This window comes from Streptomyces sp. NPDC090499, assembly GCF_044769305.1.
In the GTDB taxonomy this organism is placed as follows: domain Bacteria; phylum Actinomycetota; class Actinomycetes; order Streptomycetales; family Streptomycetaceae; genus Streptomyces.
In genome coordinates this window covers 261,535-286,358 of sequence record NZ_JBIVXP010000012.1, presented here as the reverse complement: position 1 = coordinate 286,358, position 24,824 = coordinate 261,535, and the positions used below count along the sequence as shown (strand labels likewise).

General features: G+C 73.9%; 18 protein-coding genes. 13 read left to right on the top strand and 5 right to left on the bottom strand.

Annotated features, from left to right (window positions below; translation table 11 throughout):
• The first annotated feature begins 29 nt into the window (after nt 1–29).
• From ACIQVL_RS36145 to ACIQVL_RS36125, 5 genes are all read left to right on the top strand, one after another.
• Complete coding sequence (locus ACIQVL_RS36145) at nt 30–2,753, top strand: alpha-mannosidase (protein ID WP_403477435.1); 2,724 nt, start codon at nt 30–32, stop codon at nt 2,751–2,753.
• Nucleotides 2,754–2,906: 153 nt separating this feature from the next.
• On the top strand, nt 2,907–5,885 hold the full coding sequence (locus tag ACIQVL_RS36140; RefSeq protein ID WP_403477434.1) for a glycoside hydrolase family 2 TIM barrel-domain containing protein: 2,979 nt from the start codon (nt 2,907–2,909) through the stop codon (nt 5,883–5,885).
• Nucleotides 5,886–5,959: 74 nt separating this feature from the next.
• Nucleotides 5,960–6,667 (top strand): response regulator transcription factor, encoded by a 708-nt coding sequence (locus ACIQVL_RS36135; RefSeq protein WP_403441066.1) that lies wholly within the window; start codon nt 5,960–5,962, stop codon nt 6,665–6,667.
• Nucleotides 6,668–6,705: 38 nt separating this feature from the next.
• Nucleotides 6,706–8,181, top strand: a complete 1,476-nt coding sequence (locus ACIQVL_RS36130) for a sensor histidine kinase (RefSeq protein WP_403477433.1) — start codon at nt 6,706–6,708, stop codon at nt 8,179–8,181.
• A 56-nt stretch (nt 8,182–8,237) separates the two neighbouring features.
• Nucleotides 8,238–9,065: an oxidoreductase gene (locus ACIQVL_RS36125; protein WP_403441061.1), complete on the top strand. Its 828-nt coding sequence runs from the start codon at nt 8,238–8,240 to the stop codon at nt 9,063–9,065.
• 106 nt (nt 9,066–9,171) lie between these two features.
• Here the strand turns inward: ACIQVL_RS36125 and ACIQVL_RS36120 are convergent, their stop codons facing one another.
• Together ACIQVL_RS36120 and ACIQVL_RS36115 are read right to left on the bottom strand one after the other, a co-directional pair.
• Nucleotides 9,172–10,344 carry a serpin family protein gene (locus ACIQVL_RS36120; RefSeq protein WP_403477432.1) on the bottom strand — a complete coding sequence of 391 codons (1,173 nt, stop codon included), beginning with the start codon at nt 10,342–10,344 and terminating at the stop codon, nt 9,172–9,174.
• On the bottom strand, nt 10,341–11,546 hold the full coding sequence (locus tag ACIQVL_RS36115; protein WP_403477431.1) for a serpin family protein: 1,206 nt from the start codon (nt 11,544–11,546) through the stop codon (nt 10,341–10,343). The genes ACIQVL_RS36120 and ACIQVL_RS36115 overlap by 4 nt, the downstream gene beginning before the upstream one ends.
• Before the next feature lie 100 nt (nt 11,547–11,646).
• On the opposite strand from ACIQVL_RS36115, the gene ACIQVL_RS36110 reads away from it, so the two are divergent.
• The 6 genes from ACIQVL_RS36110 (at nt 11,647) to ACIQVL_RS36085 (ending at nt 18,215) form a co-directional block, all read left to right on the top strand.
• Nucleotides 11,647–12,855, top strand: coding sequence for a DUF4190 domain-containing protein (locus ACIQVL_RS36110; protein ID WP_403477430.1), 1,209 nt, complete (start codon nt 11,647–11,649; stop codon nt 12,853–12,855).
• Between the two features lie 147 nt (nt 12,856–13,002).
• Nucleotides 13,003–13,755 carry a GntR family transcriptional regulator gene (locus ACIQVL_RS36105; protein WP_403441050.1) on the top strand — a complete coding sequence of 251 codons (753 nt, stop codon included), beginning with the start codon at nt 13,003–13,005 and terminating at the stop codon, nt 13,753–13,755.
• Nucleotides 13,756–14,082: 327 nt separating this feature from the next.
• A complete protein-coding gene (locus tag ACIQVL_RS36100) occupies nt 14,083–14,280 on the top strand; it encodes an SPOR domain-containing protein (protein WP_403441047.1) in 198 nt (65 codons plus the stop codon).
• A 21-nt stretch (nt 14,281–14,301) separates the two neighbouring features.
• Entirely contained in the window at nt 14,302–14,733 is a 432-nt protein-coding gene (locus ACIQVL_RS36095) for a (deoxy)nucleoside triphosphate pyrophosphohydrolase (protein WP_403477429.1), read from the top strand.
• A 214-nt stretch (nt 14,734–14,947) separates the two neighbouring features.
• On the top strand, nt 14,948–15,361 hold the full coding sequence (locus ACIQVL_RS36090) for an ATP-binding protein (RefSeq protein WP_403477428.1): 414 nt from the start codon (nt 14,948–14,950) through the stop codon (nt 15,359–15,361).
• Between the two features lie 259 nt (nt 15,362–15,620).
• Nucleotides 15,621–18,215, top strand: a complete 2,595-nt coding sequence (locus ACIQVL_RS36085) for a SpoIIE family protein phosphatase (protein ID WP_403477427.1) — start codon at nt 15,621–15,623, stop codon at nt 18,213–18,215.
• A gap of 212 nt (nt 18,216–18,427) precedes the next feature.
• On the opposite strand, the gene ACIQVL_RS36080 is transcribed toward ACIQVL_RS36085, so the two are convergent.
• On the bottom strand, nt 18,428–19,909 hold the full coding sequence (locus ACIQVL_RS36080; protein WP_403477426.1) for a hypothetical protein: 1,482 nt from the start codon (nt 19,907–19,909) through the stop codon (nt 18,428–18,430).
• Between the two features lie 82 nt (nt 19,910–19,991).
• Here ACIQVL_RS36080 and ACIQVL_RS36075 point away from each other — a divergent pair, with 82 nt between their 5' ends.
• Both ACIQVL_RS36075 and ACIQVL_RS36070 read left to right on the top strand, forming a co-directional pair.
• On the top strand, nt 19,992–21,158 hold the full coding sequence (locus tag ACIQVL_RS36075; RefSeq protein WP_403477425.1) for a hypothetical protein: 1,167 nt from the start codon (nt 19,992–19,994) through the stop codon (nt 21,156–21,158).
• Nucleotides 21,155–22,144, top strand: coding sequence for a phosphotransferase family protein (locus tag ACIQVL_RS36070; protein WP_403441032.1), 990 nt, complete (start codon nt 21,155–21,157; stop codon nt 22,142–22,144). Before ACIQVL_RS36075 ends, ACIQVL_RS36070 begins: the two co-directional genes overlap by 4 nt.
• On the opposite strand, the gene ACIQVL_RS36065 is transcribed toward ACIQVL_RS36070, so the two are convergent.
• Together ACIQVL_RS36065 and ACIQVL_RS36060 are read right to left on the bottom strand one after the other, a co-directional pair.
• Nucleotides 22,119–22,895: a succinate dehydrogenase/fumarate reductase iron-sulfur subunit gene (locus tag ACIQVL_RS36065; protein WP_403441029.1), complete on the bottom strand. Its 777-nt coding sequence runs from the start codon at nt 22,893–22,895 to the stop codon at nt 22,119–22,121. The genes ACIQVL_RS36070 and ACIQVL_RS36065 overlap by 26 nt on opposite strands.
• The gene (locus ACIQVL_RS36060) at nt 22,892–24,823 is read right to left on the bottom strand and encodes a fumarate reductase/succinate dehydrogenase flavoprotein subunit (RefSeq protein WP_403441026.1); all 1,932 of its coding nucleotides are present in this window, start codon (nt 24,821–24,823) and stop codon (nt 22,892–22,894) included. Before ACIQVL_RS36060 ends, ACIQVL_RS36065 begins: the two co-directional genes overlap by 4 nt.
• Nucleotide 24,824: the final 1 nt, after the last annotated feature.

The window sequence follows — 24,824 nt, the reverse complement described above, 5'->3', positions numbered from 1 at the left end:
CCCCCCACGCACAGAAGGTGCTCCCCACCATGCCCAACCCGGCTGTCTTCGTGCCCCACTTCCACTGGGACCGGGAGTGGTACGAGCCGTTCCAGGTGTTCCGGCACCGCCTCGTCACCGCCCTCGACACCGTGCTGGAGACGGCCGAGACCGACCCGGACTTCCGGTTCACCGTCGACGGTCAGATGGCCGCCGTCGAGGACTACCTGGAGATGCGGCCCGAGAACCGCGACCGGGTCGCCGCCCTGGTCCGGGAGGGCCGGCTGGCCGTCGGGCCGTGGCTGATCCTGCTCGACGAGTTCCTCTGCTCCGGCGAGACCATCGTGCGCAACCTCCAGATGGGCTGGGCGGCCGCCGAACGGCTCGGCGGGGCCATGCCGATCGGCTACCTCCCGGACATGTTCGGCCACGTCGCGCAGATGCCGCAGATCCTCGCCCGCGCCGGCATCGAGCACGCGGCGCTGTGGCGCGGGGTGCCCGGCACGGTCGACGGGCACGCCTTCCGCTGGCGCGCTCCCGACGGCTCCGAGGTGCGCACCGAGTTCCTCTTCGACGGGTACGACAACGGCCTCGACGTCCTGCTGGTGCCGGACCGCATCCGCAGCGCGCTCGCCGAGTACGCCGAGATGACGGCGGGGCGCTGGGGTGGCGACCCGGTGCTCGCCATGTCCGGCACCGACCACAACGCACCCGACCCGCGGCTCGCGGACTGGCTGCGCAAGGCCTCCGGCGAGGAGCGGCCGATCACCGTCGCCACCCTCGACGAGTACGTCCGCAAGCACGTACGGGACGACGTCACGGCCGTCGTCACCGGTGAACTGCGCAGCCACGTACGGGGCAACATCCTGCCCGGCGTGCTCTCCGTGCGGCTCGGGCTCAAGCAGCGGATGGCCGCCGCCGAGCGGACCGTCGACCACGCCGAGCGGATGAACGCCCTGTGGTCCGGCCGCGACGACGCCAACTTCCTCGCCCTCGCCTGGCACAAGATCATCGAGTCCACCGCGCACGACTCGGTGGTCGGCTCCGGCACCGACGAGACCTGCGACCAGGTCGCCGCCCGCCTCGCCGAGGCCGCGCAGACCGCCCGCGCCGTCCGGGACGCCGCCCTCGCCGAGCCCGCCGCCGGGGTGCCCGGCGACGCCTACCTGGTCGCCAACCCGCTGCCGTCGCCCCGTACCGCACTGGTCGAGGTCGACGTGGTCGCCGCCCCGGACGGCGGCACCCTGGTCGCGACCACCGCCGACGGCGCGGCACACCCCGTACAGCTGGTCTCCCAGGCCCCGACCGTCCTCAGCGACGAGCGGCTCGACGCCTCCCAGCTGGAACGCGTACTGCGCCGCATCCACCGCCGCGAGCTGTTCGGCCTGCTGATCAACGGTTACGAACTCACCCCGAACTCCCTGGTCTTCCACCTCGCCGAGGTTCCGGAAGGCTCCTTCGACCTGATGACCCTGCGCGGCGAGGTCGCCGCCGCGGCCGCCGCGCACCCGGGGGAGTGGCAGGTGCGGACCCTCGCCCAGGCGCGGGCCACCGCGCTGGTGGCCGTCCCCGTCCCCGCCGCCGGGCTGGCCGCCTTCCGGGTCGGCACCGGCGACATGCCCGCGGCCCCCGCGCTGCGGGGCGCGACGGCGACGGCGGACAGCCTCTCCAACGGCCTGGTCGAGGTGGCCGTCGCCGCCGACGGCACCCTGGACGTGACCGGCGTCGACGGCACCGTCCTGTCGGGCGTCGGCCGCCTGGTGGACGGCGGCGACCGCGGCGACAGCTACAACTACGCCCCGCCCGCCCACGACGTGCTCGTCTCCGAGCCGGCCAGGGTCGCGGTCGAACTCCTCGAAACCGGCCCGCTGCGGGCCCGGCTGCGCGTCACCCGCGTCTACGAGTGGCCGGAGGCGCTCGCCGACGGCGACCGCGACCGGCGCGGCGGACGCACCGTCCCCACCCCCGTGGACATGCTGGTGGAGGTCCGCGCGGGCGAACCCTTCGTGCGGGTCTCCACCTCGTTCCTGAACCGGTCCGCCGACCACCGGCTGCGCCTGCACGTCCCGCTGCCGCTGCCCGTCACCACGTCCGCGTCGGCCGGGCAGTTCGCGGTCACCGAGCGCGGCCTGACCGCCGAGGGCGGCTGGGGCGAGTACCCCCTGCCGACCTTCCCCGCGAGCACCTTCGTGGCGGCGGGCCCGGCCACCGTCCTGCTCGACCACTCCGCCGAGTACGAACTCGTCGACGACGGCTCCGCCCTGGCCGTCACCCTGCTGCGCGCCATCGGCTCCATCAGCGTCAACATCCACCCCCTGCGCGACGAACCCGCGGCGAGCGAGATCCCGGCACCCGGCGCCCAGGACCTGGGCATGCGCATCGAGAACCGGTTCGCCGTGCTGCCCTGGGCATCCGGCTGGCAGGGTGCCAACGCGGTCGCCCTCGCCGAGGAGTTCCGGGGCGACTGCCTGGTCACCCGCGGCACCGCGCCCGGCGGCGCCCCGCTGCCCCCGGACACGGCCGGTCTGCACGTCGACGGCCGGGACGTGCACGTGTCGGGCATCCGCCGGATCACCGACCCCGAGCACGGACCCGGCACCGAGCTCCGGCTGACCGCGATGCGGGACACCGCGACGGCCGTCCGCGTGACCGGCGCGTTCACCGAGGCCACCACCGTCGACCTGCTCGGCCGGCCGCTCGCCCCCGAACCGGTCCGGGACGGGCTCGAACTCGACCTCGGCCCCTGGGAGATCCGCACGGTCGTCCTGCGCTGAGCGCTCCGCGGGACCTGCCGCGATACGCCGCCGTCCGGCTGCGGCGCCGTCGTGGCCGGTCGCGCCCACGCGGCGGAGCCGCGTATCGACCCAGCCCCGCGCTCCTTCGGGGCGCTGACAGCTCCACCCCGTCTTCAAGAAAGTTGTGACGCCTTGGCCTCCGACCTCACCGCGTACGTATCGGACCCCACCCCCTGGCACGGCGCCCTGCGCCCGGCCCGGTCCTGGCTGCACTCCGACGCACCGTCCCTGTCGCTGAACGGCGACTGGCGCTTCCGGCTGTCGCCCACGGCGGAGGTGGCGTCGGACTTCGCCGCCGAGGGCTTCGACGACCGGGACTGGGACAGCATCCCGGTGCCCGCGCACTGGGTACTGGAGGGCGACGGCGCCCACGGCCGGCCGGCGTACACGAACATCCAGTTCCCGTTCCCGATCGACCCCCCGCACGTCCCGGACGAGAACCCCACCGGCGACCACCGCCGCCACTTCGACCTGCCCACCGGATGGACGGACGCCGAACGGGTCGTCCTGCGTTTCGACGGCGTCGAGTCGCTGTTCAAGGTGTGGGTCAACGGCGTCGAGATCGGCAGCGCGAGCGGCAGCCGGCTCGCCCACGAGTTCGACGTGACCTCCGCCGTGCGTCCCGGCGACAACGTCGTCGCGGTCCGCGTCCACCAGTGGTCGGCCGCCAGCTACCTGGAGGACCAGGACCAGTGGTGGCTGCCGGGCATCTTCCGGGACGTCACCCTGCTCGCCCGCCCGGCCGGGGGCATCGAGGACGTCTGGCTGCGCACCGGGTACGACAACGGACGCGGACGCTTCGAGGCGGAGCTCACCGCGGACGCCTCCGCGTTCCCGGTCACCCTGCGCATCCCCGAACTGGGCGTGGAGCAGGTCTGGGAGACGGCGGCCGACGTGGCGCCCGTCGACGTCCCGGAGGTGGAACCCTGGTCGGCCGAGGTGCCCCGGCTGTACGACGTGACCGTCTCCTCGGCCGCCGAGAGCATCGCGCTGCGGGCCGGTTTCCGCACGGTCGAGATCCGCGGCGACCGGTTCCTGGTCAACGGCCGCAAGGTCGTCTTCCACGGCATGAACCGGCACGAGGCCCACCCCGCCCGCGGCCGGGTCTTCGACGAGGCGCACGCCCGCGCCGACCTGGCCCGGATGAAGCGGTTCAACGTGAACGCCATCCGCACCAGCCACTACCCGCCGCACCCCCGGCTGCTCGACCTCGCCGACGAACTCGGCTTCTGGGTCGTCCTCGAGTGCGACCTGGAGACCCACGGCTTCGAGAAGGCCGGCTGGACCGGCAACCCGACCGACGACCCCGCCTGGCGCGCGGCCTGCCTGGACCGCATCGAGCGCACCGTCGAACGGGACAAGAACCACCCCGGCGTCGTCATGTGGTCGCTCGGCAACGAGGCCGGCACCGGAGCCAACCTCGCCGCCATGGCCGCCTGGGTGCACGCCCGCGACCCCGAGCGCCCCGTCCACTACGAGGGCGACTACACCGGGGACTACACCGACGTCTACTCCCGGATGTACGCGACCGTGCCGGAGACCGAGCAGATCGGCACCGACGGCTCCACCGCCCCGCTGCTGGGCTGCACCCCCGCCCAGGGCGCCCGGCAGCGCACCAGGCCGTTCCTGCTCTGCGAGTACGCCCACGCGATGGGCAACGGACCTGGCGCCCTCGACCAGTACGAGGAGCTGGTGCACCGCCACCCGCGGCTGCACGGCGGCTTCGTCTGGGAGTGGCGCGACCACGGCATCCTGGCCACCGCCCCCGACGGGACCCCGTACTACGCCTACGGCGGCGACTTCGGGGAGGTCGTGCACGACGGGAACTTCGTGATGGACGGCATGGTGCTCAGCGACGACGTGCCGACGCCCGGCCTCCACGAGTTCAAGGCGGTCGTCCAGCCGATCCGGTTCGCCTTCGACGGCGACAAGCTCGACATCACCAACCTGCGGCACTCGGCCGACACCTCCGACCTGCGGTTCCGCTGGCGCGTCGAGTTCGACGGCATCCCCGTCGAGGCGGGCGAGCTGGACACCCCGCTGCTCGCCGCGGGCGAGTCCGGCCGGGTGCCGCTGCCCGCGCTCGCGGTGGCCGCGGACGCCGAGACCTGGCTGACCGTCGAGGCGGTGCTGGCGACGGACACCGACTGGGCCCCGGCCGGGCACGAGGTCGCCACCGCCCAGCTGGACTGCTCGGTACGGCGGCCGGTGCCCGCCGTCCGGCCCCGCACCGGCTGGCGTCCCGGCGAGGGCACGCGCACCCTCGGCATCGCCGAGTTCACCGGCGGCTCCCTCACCCGGCTCGCCGGCCGCCCCGTCGCCGGGCCGCGGCTGGAACTGTTCCGCGCCCCGACCGACAACGACGAGGGCACCGCCGACCGGCTGGAGGGCAGCGACGCCAGCGCCGCCGGGGTGTCCAGCGCCGAACTGTGGCGCCGCGACGGCCTCGACCGCCTCACCACCCGCCGGATCGGCGTCGAGCACGCCACGGACGCCCTGCGCACCGTCGACCGGGTCTCCGCCGCCGACTCCGCGCTCTCGGTGACCGTCGAGTCGGTCTGGTCGGTCGAGGACGGCGAACTGGAACTGCGCGTCGAGATCCAGCCCTCGCGCGGCTGGACGACGGTGTGGCCACGGATCGGGGTCCGCTTCGAACTGCCCGACGGCACCGCCCCGGTGGACGGCGCCGAGTGGTTCGGCCTCGGCCCGCTGGAGTCCTACCCCGACAGCCTCCGGGCGGCCCGCACCGGCCGGTTCTCGGCCACCGTCCGGGACCTGTCGGTCGACTACGCACGCCCCCAGGAGACCGGCCACCGCTCGCAGCTGCGCACGCTCACGCTGACCAGCGGCGACACCGAGGTACTGCGCCTGACGGCCGTCCCCGACAGTCGCGGGCGGCGCCCCGGCTTCACCCTGGCCCGTCACACCCCGCAGCAGCTCGACCGGGCCGCCCACCCCTACCAGCTCCCGGAGTCCGCCACCAGCCACCTCATCATCGACGCGGCCCAGCACGGCCTCGGCTCCCGTGCCTGCGGGCCGGACGTGTGGCCGGAGTTCGCCCTGCGCCCCGAGGCCCGCACCCTCAGGCTCCGCTTCACGGCAGGCGCCTGAGCAGCGCGACCCGACAGCTCTTTCACAGTCCGCACCCACGCGTGTCACGGCCCGGCGGTGGACGGTCACCGGCCATGAAGTCATCCACCGGTACCCCACGGATTCTGGTCGTGGACGACGAGAAGGACCTGACCGACCTGCTGGTGACGGTGCTGCGGGCCGAGGGCTGGCGGACCCAGCCGGCGCCGGACGGCACGACGGCGCTGCGGGCGGCCCGCGGCTTCCGGCCCGACGCGGTCGTCCTGGACCGCGGGCTGCCCGACCTGGAGGGCCTGGAGGTGCTGCGGCGCCTCCGGGCCTGGCGGCCGGACCTGCCCGTGCTGTTCCTGACCGCCCGGGAGAGCGCCGAGGACCGGGTCGCCGGCCTGTGCGCGGGCGCCGACGACTACGTGCCCAAGCCGTTCGACCTCGACGAGGTCGTGGTCCGGCTGCGCGCCCTGCTGCGCCGCTGCGACGCGTTACGTCCGGACGCCTCGCTGCTCGTCGTCGACGACCTGACCCTCGACGAGGAGACCCGGCAGGTGCACCGGGCCGGCGTCCCGGTCCGGCTCACCGCCCGGGAGTTCGAGCTGCTGCGCTACCTGATGCGGCACACCGGCCGGGTCCTCGGCCGGGCGGAACTCCTCGACAACGTGTGGGCGGAGGAGACCGACCGGCACCTGACCATCGTCGAGAGCTACGTCAGCTACCTGCGCCGCAAGATCGAACGCGGCCGTCCCGTCCTCATCCACACCGTGCGCGGCGTCGGCTACCTCATGAAGCCCGCCGCGGCGAAGCGATGAGGCGCCGCCCGCACCGGCCGCGCAGCCTGCGCTCCCGGATGATCCTCTCCAGCAGCCTGCTGCTGGCCGCGCTCTCCGTCGTGATCATCGCGATCTCCGGGCTGGCCATGCGCACCTACCTGATGGCCGGCCTGGACGAGCGCCTCGACGCCCTCGCCGAACACTCCTCGGCCGCCCGCGGCCAGATCGGCGCCCCGACCGCCGGCCTGCCCTACCTCAGGGCGTTCGGGGTCCCGGCGGGCACCATCGGCGTCTCCGTGGCCGGCCGGCACGCCACGGCCACGGTCCGGCACGCGGCGGTCGTGGACGGCACCGGGAGGCTGGCCGCCCCGACCGCGGGCCAGCGCCGGATCCTCGCCGGGGTCGAGGCCGACGGCCACCGCCACACCCTGGACCTGCCCGGCCGCGGCACCTACCGGGTCAAGGCCGTGCGCGCCGACACCCGGAACACCGAGATCACCATCGTCACCGCCGTGTCGGTGCGGCCGGTGGACCGGATGCTCGGCCGCCTGCTGGCCGTCGAGTCGGCCAGCGCGGCCGCCGCCCTCCTCGTGGCCGCGCTGATCGGGGCCACCGTGATCGGCCGCCAGCTACGGCCCCTGCAACGCGTCGCCGCCACCGCCGCCCGCATCTCCCGCGAACCCCTCGGACACGGCGCGGTACGCGCCCTGGAACGCGTCCCGGAGACCGGGCGCGGCACCGAGACGGGCCGGCTCGCCGAAGCCGTCAACCGGCTGCTCGGCCACGTCGAGAACGCCCTCGCCGACCGCTACGCCACCGAACTGCGCATGCGGGACTTCCTCGCCGACGCCGGCCACGAACTGCGCACCCCGCTCGCCTCCGTCGCCGGCCACCTCCAACTGGTGCGCCGCGCCCCGAAGCCGGCGGCCCCGCAGGCCGAGTACGCGCTGGGCCGCATGGAGTCCGGCATCGGCCGGATGCGCACCCTCGTCGAGGACCTGCTGCTCCTCGCCCGCCTGGACACCGGGCGCCCGCTGGCCCACGAGGAGGTCGGGCTCGGCCCGCTGCTCGCCGAGGCGGTGGCCGACGCCCGCGCGGCAGGCCCCGGCCACCACTGGGAGTTCGTCATGCCCGGCGACCTGGTCCTGGTCCAGGGCGACCCGGACCGCCTCCACCAGGTGGTCGCCAACCTCCTCGCCAACGCCCGCACCCACACCCCGCCCGGCACCAGGGTCGCCGTCACCGTCCGGACCGCCGACGGCCAGGCGCTGATCCGCGTCGCCGACGACGGCCCCGGCATCCCGCCCGACCTGCTGCCCCGCGTCTTCGAACGCTTCGCCCGCGGCGACGCCGCCCGCTCCCGGACCACCGGCAGCAGCGGCCTCGGCCTTGCCATCGTCGCCGCCGTCTCCACCGCCCACGGCGGCTCCGCCGAGGCCACCAGCGAACCGGGCCGCACGGTGTTCACCGTACGACTGCCGCTGTGCCCGGCGTACGCCGGCGAGGTGGACCCGCCCCGGAAACCCGTTGGACGCGAAGTCCCCCACGGGTGAGGCTGGTCGGCTGTACCGGCAGCGGAGAGCACCAGGAAGCGACAGGGAGACGGGACATGACCAGGGTCTGGCTCATCACCGGCGCGAGCAGCGGCTTCGGCCGGGCGCTCGCCGAGGCGGCGCTCGCCGCGGGCGACACGGTCGTCGGCGCGGCCCGGCGCCCCGAGGCACTGGCGGAGCTGGCCGCCGCCCACCCCGGCCGGGTGGACCCGGTCCGCCTGGACGTCACGGACACGGCGTCGATCGAACCCGCCGTACGGGACGTGATCGCCCGGCACGGCCGGATCGACGTCCTCGTCAACAACGCGGGCCGCACCCACGTCGGCGCCTTCGAGGAGACCACCGACGCCGAACTGCGCGACCTGTTCGAGGTGCACGTCTTCGGTCCGGCCGCGCTGGTCCGGGCGGTCCTGCCGCACCTGCGCGCACAGCGTTCGGGGGCGATCGTCCAGATGAGCAGCATGGGCGGGCAGATGTCCTTTGCCGGCTTCTCCGCCTACAGCGGCACGAAGTTCGCGCTGGAGGGCATGTCCGAGGGGCTCGCCGACGAGGTGCGGGAGTTCGGGATCAAGGTGCTGATCGTGGAGCCGGGCGCCTTCCGTACCGCCCTCTTCGACACCGCCAGGGCCGGAGCCAGCGACGACTCCGGCGTCTACGCCAGGGTCGCCGAGACCCGCGCCGCCGTCGAGGGCGGCCACGGCAGCCAGCCCGGCGACCCGGCCAGGGCCGCCGCCCTGATCCTGGCCGCCCTGGCCGCCGAGGAGACCCCGCTGCACCTGCCCCTCGGCGACGACGCGGTGACCGCCGTACTGACCCAACTGGACACCGTACGAGGGGACATCGCCGCCTGGGAGAAGCGGACCCGGGCCACGGGTTTCGCATGAGCAGGCCGGGTGGCAGCGCCCCTTCAGGGGCGCGGGGCACTGCGCGACCGGCCACGATGGCGCCGCAGCCGGACGACGGCACATCGCTGCCCTTGCGGCAGAGCGCTCAGCCCACCACCGTCGGCTCCGTCACCCACCCCGCCGCCAGCACCAGCCTGCTCTCCCGGTGCACGGCGAGGAACCCGAACGGGCGGTCGAAGGCGGCCCGCACCACCGTGGACTCGTACTGGTACCGCGGCGGCCCGCCGCCCGGCGCCGCCGCCACGGCGGTGACCGCGGCGGCCCGGAAGCCCAGCGGCCCGAACTCCGCGACCGCGGACTGCCCGGCCGCCCCGATGGCCAGCGGCGCGGCGCTGATCCCGGGGAAGTGCCCCTCGCGGGCGTCCGCGGCCGTGGAGAGCCCGAACAGCCCGTGCAGCTGGAGCAGATCGTGGTCGGCGCGGACCGTGAAGCCCGGGGTGGTCACGTCGAGCCGGATCGGGTCCGGCGCGACCGACGGCTGCCGCTCCACGACCACGCCGGGCCCCGCGGGCCCGTAGGGGAGCTGCCCGCCGGTCGTCACCGGCAGGGCCCGCTCCAGGACGCCGATGCCGGTGTGCAGCACCTGCCCCGGCGCCATCCCCTCCGCGCCGAGCACCAGGTGCACGTCGAGGCCGTTGTCGCCGAGGACCTTCACCGAGGTGACGGGCCCGTCCGGACCGGTGGCCACCCCGATCCGGTCGGGCCGGACACTGCTGCGGTGCAGACCGGCCAGGTCCCGCCCCTGCCAGGGCCCGGCGCCGGGCCGCAGCACCGTCTCCCGGAACGGGTGCTGCCAGTCCGTGCGCAGCGCCAGCGCGGTCGCCAGCACCAGCCGGGCGCCCTCGGCCAACCGCACCGGCAGCCGCTCGACCAGCCCCTCGGTGCGCTTCGCCGCCCAGGCGTCCAGCGCCGCCCGGGAGGCCGCGGGATCGGCGCCGAGCACCCCGTGCGCGTCGGCGGGCAGCCCCGCCGCCCACGGCTCGCGCAGCTCCAGCGCCCCGTCGGTCCACAGCCCCAGAGCCGACCCGACGCCCGGCATCGAGTCGAGCCCGCTGAGTAACTCCCGCGCGCCTGCGGCAGCCTGATCCGCTTGCCTGCCCACGGCCCGGGTCAGTTCGTCCCGGGCCGGGCCGCCGGCGCCGTCGGCGAGGAACGCCAGCAGCGGCCAGACACCGGCGGCCGAGAAGACCGTGCCCTGTCTGGTCTGCCGCGCCCAGCGTGCGGTGAGTGCGTTGACGGCGCCGACGGTCTCGTTCATTCGTCGTCCTCCCAGGGGTAGTCGGGGAAGGGCAGGGGATCCGTGACCCAGCCCGCCGCGAGGACGAGCCGGGAGTGCCGGTGCAGGGCGAGGAAGCCGAAGGGGCGGTCGAAGGAGGCGTCGATCACGGTGGTGACGTGACGCCGCTCGGGCGGGAGGCCCGCCGCGGCCATTCCGAACGCGGTCACCGCCGCGGCCTCGAAGCCCAGTGCGCCGAACTTCGCCATGGTGGTCTGCTCGGCGGACCCGACGGCCAGCGGGAAGGCGCTGATGCCGGGGAAGTGGCCGCGGCGGAGGTCCGTCGCCGTCGTGAGTCCGAACAGCCGGTGCAGTGCCAGCAGGTCGTGGTCGGCCGTCACGGCGTAGGCCGCGGTCGTCACGTCGAGCCGCGGCGGCTGCGGTGTCTCGCACCGCACCTTCGCCACGCTCAGCCCCGGTCCGGGCTCGCCGTAGGGGAGCAGCCCGCCCGGCACCACCCGGTGCGCGCCGTCCAGGATGCCGACACCGGCCGCCAGCACCTGCCCCGGGGCCATCCGCTCCTCGCCCAGCAGCAGATGGACGTCCAGGGCGTTGTCACCCAGCACCTTCAGCTCGGTGACGAAGCCGTCCGGGGTGTCCGCCAGGCCTATCCGGTCCAGTTGCGCGCCGGAGCGGTGCAGACCGAGCCGTTCGACGGCCGCCCAGGGCGCGTACGCCGTCTCCAGCGGCCACTCCTCGAAGGGCGCGAGCCAGCGCGTGCGCATCGCCAGCGCGCCCGCCAGGACCAGCTCCGGGTCCTTGTCCAGGCCGACCGGCATCCGGTCGACCAGCCCGCCGGTGCGGTCCACGACCCAGGCGTCCAGCGCCGCGCGGTCCGCCGCCACGTCCCCGGTCAGCACCCCGCGCGTGCCGGCGGGCAGCCCCGCCGCCCAGGCCTCCCGCAGCTCCAGGGTCCGCCTGGTCCACAGGCCCACCGCGGTGTCCAGGCCGCGCATGGCCGCCATCCCGCCGAGCAACTCCCGTGCCGCTGCGGCCGCTTCGTCCGCCGGCAGGCCCAGCGCGTCCGCCAGCTCGGCGCGCGCCCCGCCGTCCGCGCCGTCCGCGAGGAAGGCCAGCAGCGGCCACACCCCGGCCGCGGAGAACACCGTGCCGCCCTCCGCCGTGGCCGCCCAGCGCGCGGTCAGCCCGTTCACCGCGCGCGCGGTCGCCTTCCCCACCCTCATTCCGCCCCCGTCCACGGCGCGCTTACGATGCGCGCAGTCGTACGTCAGTCCGGCCGTCCGTTTCCGTGCGGCCCGACGCCCCCTCAGGAGCACGGTACCGGTGTCCATACCTCCGCCCCCCGGCCCCCACCAGCCACAAGGGCCCTACCCACCGCCCCAGTCGGGCCTGCCGCAGTACCCGCAGGCGCCGTACGGGCAGCAGCCGCCGTACCCGGGGCCGTACCAGCCGTGGGGGCAGGGGTACGGCCCCTACGCCCCGCAGCCGCCCGTCAACGGGCTCGCCATCGCCTCCCTCGTGCTCGGGCTGCTGTGCTGCCTGCCGGGGGTGGGGCTGGTGCTGGGGCTGATCGGGCTGGGGCAGATCCGCAAGCGGGGTGAGCGCGGCAGGGCGATGGCGGTCATCGGGTCGGTGCTCTCCGTGCTCGGGCTGGCCGTGTGGGTGCTGACGCTGTCCACCGGCGGGGCGGCGGAGTTCTGGCAGGGCGTCAAGGAGGGCGCGAACGACAGCTCCAGCCTCTCGCTGTCCACCGGCGACTGCTTCGACACCCCCGACGGCACGCTCACCGGCGACCTGGTCTCCGACGTCTCCGTCGTGGACTGCGGCAAGGCGCACGACGGCGAGGTCTTCGCCACCTACCGGCTCAAGGGCTCGGACTATCCGGGCGACGACAGCGTCGGCGACTCCGCCGACCGGCGCTGCTACGGCCTGGAGGACGGCTACGCGATGGACGGCTGGGCGATCCCCGGAGACGTCGACGTGTACTACTTCACGCCCAGCGAGGACAGCTGGGCGTACGGCGACCGGGAGGTCGCCTGCGTCTTCGGCAACACCACCGAGGGCCGCACCCTGTCCGGCTCGCTGCGCAACGACGAGAGCGTGCTGGACGACGACCAGGTCGCCTACCTCGGCGCCGCGCACGTCCTCAACACCGCCCTCGCCGGCGCCCCCGAGGCCGAGTACGTCGAGGACGACCTGCCCGGCTACCGGCAGTGGGCGCAGCAGGTGACCACGGCCCTCGGCACGCAGACCGCGATGCTGCGCGCGCACGACTGGGGCCCGGACGCGAAGCAGCCGGTGGACGCCCTGGTCGCGGACCTCGACCGGGCGAAGGCGGAGTGGGCGAAGGCGGCCAGGGCCACGGACGCGGACACCTACTACACCCGTTACGACAAGGGTTCGGCGCTCCTCGACCCGAAGCGGACCGTCACCGCCCGCAAGGCTCTGGGCCTCGCCACGACCCCGCCCTCGTACGACGACGGAGGCGGCGGCGCCGGCAGCGGAGGAAGCGGCTCCGGCATGGAGGTGTGATCGCGGCTATAACGGGGAGAAAGTGCCTGCGTAATGCATCCCCGGGCCACATGTCATCACATCGAGTGATTCTCTGGCCTTTGCTTGCATGGCTCAACCCACGGTTGCCACGCTGTTGCTGTCTGTACAACCTGATGGGAGCGGCCAGTGACTTTCGGTGAGCAGCCGGCGTATCTGCGTGTCGCGGGTGATCTCCGCAAGAAGATCGTCGACGGTTCGCTGCCGCCCCACACCCGGCTGCCCTCGCAGGCCCGCATCCGCGAGGAGTACGGCGTCTCGGACACGGTGGCCCTGGAGGCCCGCAAGGTGCTGATGGCCGAGGGGCTGGTCGAGGGCCGGTCCGGCTCCGGGACGTATGTGCGCGAGCGGCCGGTGCCCCGGCGGGTGGCCCGCTCCGGGTACCGCCCGGCCGGCGGCGCCACCCCGTTCCGGCAGGAGCAGTCCGACGCGACGGCGCGCGGCACCTGGGAGTCCAGCAGCGAGCAGACCGGGGCGGGCGCCGCGATCGCCGACCGGCTCGGCATCCACCTGGGCGACCGCGTGATGCGCACCCGGTACCTGTTCCGGGACGCGGGCGAGCCGATGATGCTCTCCACCTCCTGGGAGCCGCTCGCCGTCACCGGCCGCACCCCCGTGATGCTGCCCGAGGAGGGCCCGCTCGGCGGGATGGGCGTGGTCGAGCGGATGCGCGCGATCGACGTCGTCGTGGACAACGTCACCGAGGAGGTCGGCGCCCGCCCCGGCCTCGCCGAGGAACTGCTCACCCTGGGCGGGGTCCCCGGCCATGTCGTCCTGGTGATCCAGCGGACGTACTACGCTTCCGGCCGCCCGGTGGAGACCGCGGACGTCGTCATCCCCGCCGACCGCTACCGGGCCTCCTACCATCTGCCGGTGCGGTAGCGGCCGTACCACCTCGCCGTGAAGTAGCGCACACCCTCACGATGGTTGACGCCTTCACGATCCGGGACCGGACCGGTGCCCGCCGCTGGAATCCGGCCGTTCTCCCAGGTGGCCCGGCTGCCCTCGGCATGCCCGCGACCCGAAGTGCGGGGCGCGCGGACGGCGCATTCGTTGTCGTGCGCCCCCACCGTTCTGGCTGGTTGCGTACCTCTTTGTGAAAAGGCGTATTCGCTGCGTAAAGGTTAGGCGTACGCTCGGGCATATGCGGAGTGCGGTTTCCTTAGCGGGGCGGGGATGGACGGGAGCCGGGAGATGCGGAGGGGCGCGATGACGGAAGGCACGGTCTCTCTCCCCTGGCTCGTCATACGGCAGGACGACAACGGCAATCGCTACCGGGTCGGCCGGTACGCGACCCGGGCCGAGGCGCAGAAGATCGCCGACAGTCTCGACGACCGCGGGCACAAGCAGCTCTACTGGGTCGAGCGCATCGGCCACGCCAACGGGGACGGGGCCACCCGGAACTGACCCTCCCGTAGGCTCCGGCCCATGAGTGAACGGATCGTGGTGGTCGGAGCCGCTCTGCTCGACAGCGGCCGCCTCCTCGCGGCCCGCCGCAGCGCGCCCCCCGAGCTGGCCGGCCGCTGGGAGCTGCCCGGCGGCAAGGTCGAGCCCGGCGAGAGCGCCGAGCACGCCCTCGTGCGCGAACTGCACGAGGAGTTGGGCGTCGAGGCGGAGGCGCTGGCGCGGGTGCCGGGGGAGTGGCCACTGCGGGAGCCGTACGTCCTCCAGGTGTGGACCGCCCGCCTCCACCCCGGCTCCCCGGACCCCGAGCCCCTCCAGGACCACGACGAGCTGCGCTGGCTGACCCCGGCCGAGATCTGGGACGTGAACTGGCTGGACCAGGACGTCCCGGCGGTACGCGAGGTGGCGGCGATGGCGGACGGAGCGGGGGCGGGGGTGAAGCCCCGTCCCCGCTAGGGGCGCGGGGAACTGCGCGACAAGCCCCCACGGCGCCGCACCCGCCCGGCAAGCGCACCCCCCGAGCCCCTGGGCGCACGGCCTCCCCGGCGTAAGCCGTTCGCACCACAGTGCGCCCTCTCCCGCGGTACTGCCTCCCGGTAACCGGGTATGTGCCCATTAACCCCATGAAACCGGACAGTGCCGGGCTCGCAGCCGGGGAAGCAACCGGGAAGTGATCGGTGTGATCGACACCGAAGGTGACACCGTCGAGTGGACCTTTCCCGCGGAACCGGGCGCCGTGCGCACCGCCCGGACCGCGGTCCGCGACAAACTGCGCGGCTGGGGCCTGGACGGCCTCGCCGATCTGGCCGCCCTGCTGGTCAGCGAGCTGGTCACCAACTCGCTGCGGCACGCCACCGGTCCCATCGGCGTCCGCCTCGTCCGCCCACGCCCCCCAGGGCTCGGCGACACCCTGCGCGTCGAGGTCTCCGACCCGCTCCCGGACCCGCCGCGCGAACGCGCCGCCGGCCCCGACGACGAGAGCGGCCGCGGCCTCCAGCTGGTCGCGGGTTCCTCGCGGCGCTGGGGTACCCGTCCGGGGGACAACGGCAAGACGGTCTGGTTCGAGCTGGCCGTACCAGGGTGAACGGGGTGAACGGGGTGTACACGCAGTGCTACCGCGTCCACCCGCGGGAGTGGCCGATCAACGTGTGCCGGAGTACGTGATTCGACGGCGTGTTCCCTGGTTAGAAGACTGGAAGTGTTGTCACGGTCCGGTCCGGAAATCGTCGGGACCGTGCTGTGATCGTGAACACCGTGTCAGGCGGCACCGTAGTGCTGGATACTGCGGGCAGCCGCACCCGGTGACCGGTGCCGGACGCGGTGAGCTGGAGGGGACGGTTCGCGTGAGCGAGATACCAGCTAAGGCCACGGAGTCCGAGGACCCGTCGGACGGCGCGAGGGCGGGGACCGCGGAGACAGCCGCGGCCGCGGCCCCTGGCGACGCCGTATGGCAGAGCAGCCCGCCCGGCTCGATCTACGACTACATCAAGGTCGCCTCGTTCTCCATCGGCGCAGGCGGCCTGGTCGACCAGTGGAGCCTGCGCGCCGAGCAGATCTTCGGCATCCCCGCCGAGCGCGCCGTCGGCATGGACCCCATCGAGGCGTTCGTCGACCCGGACCTGCGCGAGCGCGGCCAGCGGAAGATGGCGGAGATCCTGGACGGCCGGGAGTGGACCGGCGTCGTCCCGTTCCGGATGCCCGACAAGGCGGACGGCGGGCGCGGCGAGGAGGGCATCGCCGAGGTCTACGTCATGCCCACCCGCACCGCCGAGGGCGAGAACGCGGCCGTGTGCATCGTCGTCGACGTCCGCACCCTGCGAAGCATCGAGACCGACCTCGCGGCCTCGCAGTCGATATTCGGTCAATCTCCGTTCGGTTTCCTGCTGATCGACACCGACCTCAGGATCCGCCGCGCCAACGTACGGTTCTCCTCCATCTTCGGCGGCACCCCCGACGACCACCGCGGCAAGGGCGTCCACGACTACCTCCCGCGCTCCGAGGCCGAGCGGGTCGCGGCCACCCTGCGCCGGGTCCTGGAGACCGGCAACTCCATCACCGACATGCACGTCACGGGCTTCGTCCCGGGCTCCGAGGAGCGCCGGCACTGGTCCATCAACCTCTACCGGGTGCACAGCGGCACCGGCCGGCCCATCGGCATCGCCTGGCTCGGCCTCGACATCACCGCCCGCCGCGCCGCCGCCCGCGAGGCCGCCGCCGCCCGGCGCAACCTCGCCCTGCTCAACGAGGCCGGCGCCCGCATCGGCAACTCCCTGGACCTGGAGACCACCGCCCGCGAACTCCTCGACGTGGTCGTCCCGGGCTTCTGCGACCTCGCCACCGTCGACCTCTACCAGGGACTGCTGGCCGGTGACGAGACCCCGCCCGGACTCGCCGACGGCAGCGCCGAACTGCGCCGGGTCGCCTTCGCCAGCGCGGTCTCCGACGCCCCGTTCGTGGGCGGCGGCGTCCCGGTGGCCGTCGGCGCGGTCCACCACTACCCCTTCAACTCCCCGTGCGCGGACGCCCTGCGCACCGCCCGCCCGCAGCACGTGCCGGCGGCGGACGGCGGCCTCGTCCAGTCCACCCTCGCCGTCCCGATGGTCGCCCACGACACGGTCGTCGGCCTCGCCCAGTTCGCCCGCACCAAGGGCAGCGAGCCGTTCGGCGACCGCGACCGGGAACTCGCCGTGGAACTGGCCGCCCGCGCCGCCGTCTGCATCGACAACGCCCGCCTCTACCGGCGCGAGCACGAACGCGCGTTGATACTGCAACGGTCCCTGCTGCCGCCCGGCGACCCCGAGGCCTCGGGCCTGGACATCGCCTGCCGCTACCTGCCCGGCAACGCGGCCACCGAGGTCGGCGGCGACTGGTTCGACGTCATAGAACTCCCCGGCCACCGCACGGCGCTGGTGGTGGGCGACGTGATGGGCCGGGGTCTACGCGCGGCGGTCGCGATGGGTGAACTCCGCACCGCGGTCCGTACGCTGGCCCTGCTCGACCTCGAACCGGCCGAGGTACTCTCGGCGCTGGACGAGATCGCCCGCGGCCTCGGCACCCCCGGCGGGGTCCAGCAGGCCACCCGCACGGCCCGCCAGCCCCGCGACGCCGACCTCTCCGAGGTCTACCTCGCCACGTGCGTGTACGCCGTCTACGACTCCGTCACCAGGCGCTGCACCTTCGCCAACGCCGGCCACCTGCCGCCCGTCCTCGTGGAACCCGGCGAGGCCGCCCTGATGCTCGACGTGCCGCCCGGCATGCCGCTCGGCGTCGGCGGCGAGCCCTTCGAGGAGGTCGAGGTCGAACTCCCCGAGGGTGCGTTGCTGGCGCTGTACACCGACGGCCTGGTCGAGTCCCGCGACCATCCCCTCGACGAGGGCCTCCAGGCGTTCGTAGGGGCCCTCACGGACCCCGCCCAGCCGCTGGAGGACGTCTGCGACCACGTCCTCAGCACCCTCGACACGCATCACGGCGAGGACGACATCGCGTTGCTGATGGCACGTGTACAGGGACTGCCGGCCGACTCCGTCGGCGACTGGACGCTCCCGCGCGAGCCCCGCAGCGTGGGGCGCGCCCGCGAGTACGCGCGCGGCCGGCTCCTCACCTGGGGCCTGGAGCCGCTGGTCGACACCACGGAACTCCTGGTCAGCGAACTCGTCACCAACGCGCTGCGGTACGGCGAGGGCGAGATAAGGCTCCGCCTCCTCCTCGACCGGACCCTGGTCTGCGAGGTCTGGGACTCCGGCCTGGTCCAGCCGAGGCGCCGTAGGGCGCGGGACACCGACGAGGGCGGCCGCGGCCTCCAACTGGTCGGCCTGCTCAGCGCGGCGTGGGGCTCACGCCGGACGCCGCGCGGCAAGACGGTGTGGTTCGAACTCCCGCTCCCGGACGGCGAAACGGGCCTGACCGACCCCGCGGAGGCGCTCCTCAGCCTGTTCTGAGGAGGCCGTGGCCATGACGCGGGTCCGCGGGGGCTGGTCGCGCAGTTCCCCGCGCCCCTTCGGGGCGCTCTGGTGAGCGCATACCGATACGGTCCCGCGCTTCTGAAGGGGTGTTCGCGCAACGCCCTGCTTTCAGGGGCGCGGGGAACTGCGCGACAAGCCCCCACGCGCCCGCAGCCGCCCGACGGCCGGTCGCGGCACCCCCGCGGGCGTCAGCCCAACCGCCCCCGGCTCTCCGGCCCCCCGAAGGCCACCACCGGCCCCCCGTCCCCCTCCTCACCCAGCAGCACACCCCCGAGCACCACCCCCGCCACCCCGCTCCCGTGCGCGGACTCCCCGGCGAACGGGTTCCCGTGCGCTCGTACATCCCGCTCCGCCAGCTCCCGCGCCCGCCGTGCCAGCCTGTCGGCGTCCGCGGGCGCAGCCCGCCCCGCAGCGGCCAGCAGCGCCCGCGCCTCCGCCCCCACCGCCGCCCGATGCGTCCCCACGAAGTCGTCCGCCGCCCCCACTGCACTGCGCGCCACCAGCTCCGCCCCCGCCGCGATCACCCCGGACCGCCCGCCCCCCGTCCCCTCCACCGCCCGCACGATCCGGCGCAGGGCGTCCACCGTGTCGTACGGGCCACCGGTCAGCTCGCCCCGCACACCGGCCAGCACGGCGTCGGCATGGGCCAGCCGCGGCGGCAACGCGGTCCCCCGCAGGCCCGCCAGCTCCGCCTCGGCGCCGGTGAGGGCGGCCGGTACCAGCGCCGCCGCCGTCCGCAGTTCCGCCGCCAGCCGTTCCACCCCGCCCAGCAGCAGCCCGGCCTGCGCCACGGCCCCCTCGGCGGCCCGCACGTCCCGCCGGAACCCGTCGCCGTCGCCCGAATCGGCGGCCTGACGGGCCTGGTTGAGCCGCGAGGTCGCGAACACCAGCCGGTCCTTGGCCTGTTCGACGTAGCCGACGACGGAGGCGACCGCGGCCGCACCGTACCGCTCGCCCGCCCCGGCCAGCGCCGCCGCCACCCCGCCGGTCCGCCCGGCCAGCTGCCGGAACCGCCCCTCGGCCGCGGCCAGCGCGTCCCCCGCGTCCCACTCGGCGTCGAACCCCGGTGCCTCCGCGTCCAGTTGCCGCCCCGCCTCCGCGCACCGCCCGACCACGCCCGCCAGCGCCTGGCGCCGCCCGGCGTCGTCCGCCGGCACCCCCTCCTCGTACCGCCGCCATATCGCGAACGCGGCCGTCAGCTCGGTCCCGGCCGCCCGCAGGGCCCGTTCCGCGGCCGCGGCCGCCCCGACGTACCCGAGGGCCTCCCGGCTGGTGCGGACGCAGTCGTCGGCGAGGACCAGGGCGGCCCGGGTCTGCCGCTCGGCATCGGCGGGCGTCGGCTTCGGCGGGGCGGGGGAGAGGACCCCCGGCGTGGTGCGCGAGCGGGCCCGTCGTATCCGGCGTACGTAGCCGTAGCCGCCCAGCGCGCCGGCCGCCGCCACGGCGACGAGCGGCAGGACGTAGTCGGTCGCCGACGCCCCGTCCGCCGCCTGGGCCGCGGAAGCCGTCACGCCGCCCGCCACGGGAACCGGATCTTGAGTGACGCTCGTCATCACCGGCAACACCAGCCAGACCGCCCCGGCCACCCCGCCCAGCACCGCATGCCCCACCCGCACGGCTATGTGCCCCGTGGCATGCCTCGGCCGACCCCGGATCAAGGATGACGTCACATTTCGGAGCGTATGGGCAGCAGGTCGGCTCCGCGACCGGGGCGGCGACAGCCGGGGGACGACGAGAAAAGGCGGACAGAACATGGAACGGAGCCCGAACCAGGAGCAGAACCCGCAACCCGCCCGCACCGACGCCCCGGCCCCCGCGCCGCCTGCTCCCGCACCCGCACCCGTACCCGTACCCGCCGACGTGCCCGCACCCGCACCGGAGTCACCCGCACCCGACGACGAGAGCCGCTCGGGCCGGGCAGGCGGGAAGGCGAAAGCCGTCAGATGGACGCTGCGCGTCCTCGCCCTCCTGCTGCTCCCCCTCCTCATCGCCGAGACCGCCCTCCGCATCAACTACACCGGCGACCCGAAGGCCGGTACGTACAGCCGGAACCGGGACGCCCTCTGGCTCGGTCACGCGTGGGTCGACGGTCGTAGGACCGACGCCGACGTCACCGCCCTCGCCGCCCGGCTCGCGGACACCGGCATTCGCGACCTCTACGTCCATGCCGGACCACTGGAACACAACGGCACGCTGCCCACATCGGCCTATCCCAAGGCCCGTTGGCTGATAACGGCCGTGCATCGAAAACTCCCCGGCGTACGGGTGCAGGCCTGGCTCGGCGACGAGGTCGCGCCCGAGAAGCCGGACGCCATGCACCTGGAGAAGAAGGCGACGCGGGACGCCGTGGTCGAATCCGCCCGGCAGGTCGTCGGTGCCGGGTTCGACGGGGTCCACTTCGACCTGGAGCCCCTGCACTCCGGCGACCGGAACTACCTCGCCCTCCTGGACGCCCTGCGCCCCGCCACCCCGCTGCTCTCCGTCGCCGCACACCAGATCGATCCGCTCCCGGCCTTTCACTCCTTCTGGGGTACCGTCACCGGTCATCCGAAATGGTGGTCGCAGGAATATTTCGGACAGGTCGCCCGTCGGGTGGACCAGATCGCGGTCATGTCGTACGACACCATGCAGCCGCTGCAGAGCCTGTACGGCGGGTACGTCGCGCAGCAGACGAGCCTCGCACTGGAGGTCACACCGGCGGACACCGATCTGCTCATGGGGCTGCCCTTCTACCACGAGAACCGGTTCGGGCACTGGGCGCACGCGGAGACCGTGCCGGCCGCCGTGCGCGGGGTTCGGCTGGGACTGTCACGGACGGCCCCGGATCGCGCTACCTTCGGCGTCGCCCTGTACGTCGACTTCGCCGCCACCGAGGATGACTGGACCTCTTATCGGAAGGACTGGGTTCGTACGTCATGACAACCGCTCGTGCCCACCTCACCCGTGACGACCTCGCGTCGCTCTCCCGCGAGGCCCTCGGCCGTGCCCCCGCAGCCGTCACCCGGCTGCGCGGAGGGAGCAAGAAAGGCGTCTACCGGCTCGCCCTCGACAACGGCCGGAGCGCGATCGCGTACGTCTGGTCCCCGGAGGAGGACTACTGGGGGCCCGTCGACGCCGACATCCGCGACCCCTTCGCGCACGCCTCCGGTCTCGGGCTCTTCCTGGCCGCCCACGACCTGCTGACCGAACTCGGCGTGCGCACCCCGCGCCTGCTCTTCGCCGACGAGGACGCCCACCACCTGCCCGCCTACGCCGCGGTCGTCGAGGACGTCCGCGGCGGCAGCCTGGAGGTGCTGCTGCGCAGCGACCCGGGTGCCGCCCGGGTGCCGCTGGCCCGGCTGGCGGGGACGCTCGGCGTGCTCCGCGCGCACCTCTCCGCCGGGTACGGGAAGGCGGCCCTGGTGGAGGAGGGCGGGAAGCCGCTCGGCAGCTCCTGCGAACAGGTCGTCGCGGACCGCGCGATGCGCGACATCGCGGAGGTGGCCGAGCGGGACCCCCGGCTGCGCGAGGTGCGGCAGGCGCTGACCGAGCGCGTGCACGACCTCTACGACCAGGTCGAACCGCGCGACCACGCCTCCCTCGTGCACGGTGAACTCGGCCCGGACCACGTCCTGGTGACCGAGGAGGGCGATCCCGCGCTCATCGACATCGAAGGCCTGATGTACTTCGACGCCGAATGGGAGCACGTCTTCCTCCAGCTCCGCTTCGGGCCCGCCTACGACGTGCTGCGCACCGCCGACCTCGACGAGGACCGGATGGCGCTGTACCGGCTCGCGATGCACCTCAACCTCGTCGCCGGGCCGCTCCGGCTGCTGGACGGCGACTTCCCCGAGCGCGAACCGATGCGGGACATCGCCGAGTCCAACCTGCGGCAGGTGCTCAGCCTCCTGCGGGGCGCCTCCTGATCTTCGAGCCGAGCCAGACGAGCGGGTCGTACTTGCGGTCCACCGCCCGCTCCTTCAGGGGGATCAGCGCGTTGTCGGTGATGTGGATGCCCTCCGGGCAGACCTCCGTGCAGCACTTGGTGATGTTGCAGTAGCCGAGGCCGTGTTCGTCCTGGGCCGTGCGCTTGCGGTCCAGGCCGGAGGCCTCCGCCGCGTCCAGCGGGTGCATGTCCAGTTCGGCGACGCGCATCAGGAAACGCGGGCCGGCGAAGGCCGGCTTGTTCTCCTCGTGGTCGCGCACCACGTGACAGGTGTCCTGGCACAGGAAGCACTCGATGCACTTGCGGAACTCCTGCGAGCGGTCCACGTCCTCCTGGAACATCCGGTACTCGCCGGGGGCGACCCCGGCGGGCGGCACGAAGGACGGGACCTCCCTGGCCTTCTGGTAGTTGAAGCCGACGTCCGTGACCAGGTCGCGGATGACCGGGAAGGCGCGCAGCGGGGTGACCGTGACGGTCTCCTCCGGCTCGAAGACGGACATCCGGGTCATGCACATCAGGCGCGGACGGCCGTTGATCTCCGCCGAGCACGAACCGCACTTGCCCGCCTTGCAGTTCCAGCGGACGGCCAGGTCGGCGGCCTGGGTGGCCTGGATGCGGTGGATGATGTCGAGGACCACCTCGCCGTCGTTCACCTCGACCTTGAAGTCCTCCAGGCCGCCGCCCTCGACGTCGCCCCGCCACACCCGGAAGTGGGCCGTGTAGCCGCTCATTCGTACAGCTCCTCTTCGGCGAGGTACTTGACCAGCTCCTCCTTCTCGAAGAGGGCGAGCAGGTCGGCTCGGATGGGGTCGGTGGTCTCGCGGGTGAGGTCGATCTGGCCGCGTTCCGGGTCGGTGGCGGCGAGCCCGCCGGTGGGGTCGGCCAGCCGGCAGAGCAGGTTGACGGGGCGCCAGCGGCGGTCCATCGCCGGGTGGTCCTCGCGGGTGTGCCCGCCGCGCGACTCGGTGCGCTCCAGGGCGGCGCGGGCCACGCACTCGCTGACCAGCAGCATGTTCCTGAGGTCCAGGGCGAGGTGCCAGCCGGGGTTGAACTGCCGGTGCCCCTCCACCCCGGCCCGGCGCGCCCGCACCCGCAGCTCGGCGAGCCGCTCCAGGGCCTGCTCCATCTCGCCCTCCCGGCGGATGATGCCGACAAGGTCGTTCATGGACTGCTGGAGCGCCTGGTGCAGGGTGTACGGGTTCTCCGGCGGGCCGGAGTCCGGTTCCTGGCCCTCGGCGGAGAACGGCCGCAGCGCCTCGGCGGCCGCCGCGTCGATCTGCTCGTCGTCCACCGCCGGCCGCTCGTCGAGGTCCGCCGCGTGGTCGGCCGCGTGCCAGCCGGCCCGGCGCCCGAACACCAGCAGGTCGGAGAGCGAGTTGCCGCCGAGCCGGTTGGAGCCGTGCATCCCGCCGGCCACCTCACCGGCCGCGAACAGCCCCGGTACCCCGCGGGCGGCGGCGGTGTCGGAGTCCACCGCGACCCCGCCCATCACGTAGTGGCAGGTCGGCCCGACCTCCATCGCCTCCGCGGTGATGTCGACGTCCGCGAGCTCCTTGAACTGGTGGTACATGGACGGCAGCCGGCGCCGGATCACCTCGGCCGGCATCCGCGTCGACACGTCCAGGAAGACCCCGCCGTGCGGGGAGCCGCGGCCCGCCTTCACCTCGGAGTTGATGGCGCGGGCGACCTCGTCGCGGGGGAGCAGCTCCGGGGGACGCCGGTTGTGGTCCGGGTCCTCGTACCAGCGGTCGCCCTCCTCCTCGGACTCGGCGTACTTCTCCTTGAAGACGTCCGGGACGTAGTCGAACATGAACCGCTTGCCCTCGGAGTTGCGCAGCACCCCGCCGTCGCCGCGCACCGACTCGGTGACCAGGATGCCCTTCACCGACGGCGGCCAGACCATGCCGGTCGGGTGGAACTGCACGAACTCCATGTTGAGCAGCGGCGCCCCGGCCAGCAGGGCGAGCGCGTGCCCGTCACCCGTGTACTCCCACGAGTTCGACGTCACCTTGAAGGACTTGCCGATGCCGCCGGTCGCGACGACGACGGAGGGCGCTTCGAGGACGAAGAAGCGCCCGGTCTCCCGCTCGTACGCGAAGACCCCGGAGACCCGGGTGCCGTCCTTCAGGATCCGGGTGACCGTGCACTCCTGGAAGACCTTGAGCCGGGACTCGTAGTCACCGGTCTCCTTCTTGTCCTCCTGCTGGAGCGAGACGATCTTCTGCTGGAGGGTCCGGATCAGCTCAAGGCCGGTGCGGTCGCCGACGTGGGCGAGGCGTGGGTACTCGTGGCCGCCGAAGTTGCGCTGGGAGATCTTCCCGTCCTTCGTGCGGTCGAAGAGGGCGCCCCAGGTCTCCAGCTCCCAGACCCGGTCCGGGGCCTCCTTGGCGTGCAGTTCGGCCATCCGCCACTGGTTGAGGAACTTGCCGCCGCGCAGGGTGTCGCGGAAGTGCACCTGCCAGTTGTCGTGCTCGTTGACGTTGGCCATGGCCGCCGCGATGCCGCCCTCGGCCATCACCGTGTGCGCCTTGCCGAACAGCGACTTGCAGATCACCGCCGTACGGGCGCCCCGCTCGCGCGCCTCGATCGCGGCGCGCAGTCCGGCCCCGCCGGCGCCGACGACCACGACGTCCCACTGCTGCCGCTCCACCGCTGCCATC

Coding starts and splice junctions, on each gene's coding strand:
- ACIQVL_RS36145 (WP_403477435.1), top strand. CDS start 30: ATGCCCAACCCGGCTGTCTTCGTGCCCCACTTCCACTGGGACCGGGAG.
- ACIQVL_RS36135 (WP_403441066.1), top strand. CDS start 5,960: ATGAAGTCATCCACCGGTACCCCACGGATTCTGGTCGTGGACGACGAG.
- ACIQVL_RS36130 (WP_403477433.1), top strand. CDS start 6,706: ATGATCCTCTCCAGCAGCCTGCTGCTGGCCGCGCTCTCCGTCGTGATC.
- ACIQVL_RS36125 (WP_403441061.1), top strand. CDS start 8,238: ATGACCAGGGTCTGGCTCATCACCGGCGCGAGCAGCGGCTTCGGCCGG.
- ACIQVL_RS36120 (WP_403477432.1), bottom strand. CDS start 10,344: ATGAACGAGACCGTCGGCGCCGTCAACGCACTCACCGCACGCTGGGCG.
- ACIQVL_RS36115 (WP_403477431.1), bottom strand. CDS start 11,546: ATGAGGGTGGGGAAGGCGACCGCGCGCGCGGTGAACGGGCTGACCGCG.
- ACIQVL_RS36100 (WP_403441047.1), top strand. CDS start 14,083: ATGACGGAAGGCACGGTCTCTCTCCCCTGGCTCGTCATACGGCAGGAC.
- ACIQVL_RS36095 (WP_403477429.1), top strand. CDS start 14,302: ATGAGTGAACGGATCGTGGTGGTCGGAGCCGCTCTGCTCGACAGCGGC.
- ACIQVL_RS36075 (WP_403477425.1), top strand. CDS start 19,992: ATGGAACGGAGCCCGAACCAGGAGCAGAACCCGCAACCCGCCCGCACC.
- ACIQVL_RS36070 (WP_403441032.1), top strand. CDS start 21,155: ATGACAACCGCTCGTGCCCACCTCACCCGTGACGACCTCGCGTCGCTC.
- ACIQVL_RS36065 (WP_403441029.1), bottom strand. CDS start 22,895: ATGAGCGGCTACACGGCCCACTTCCGGGTGTGGCGGGGCGACGTCGAG.
- ACIQVL_RS36060 (WP_403441026.1), bottom strand. CDS start 24,823: ATGGCAGCGGTGGAGCGGCAGCAGTGGGACGTCGTGGTCGTCGGCGCC.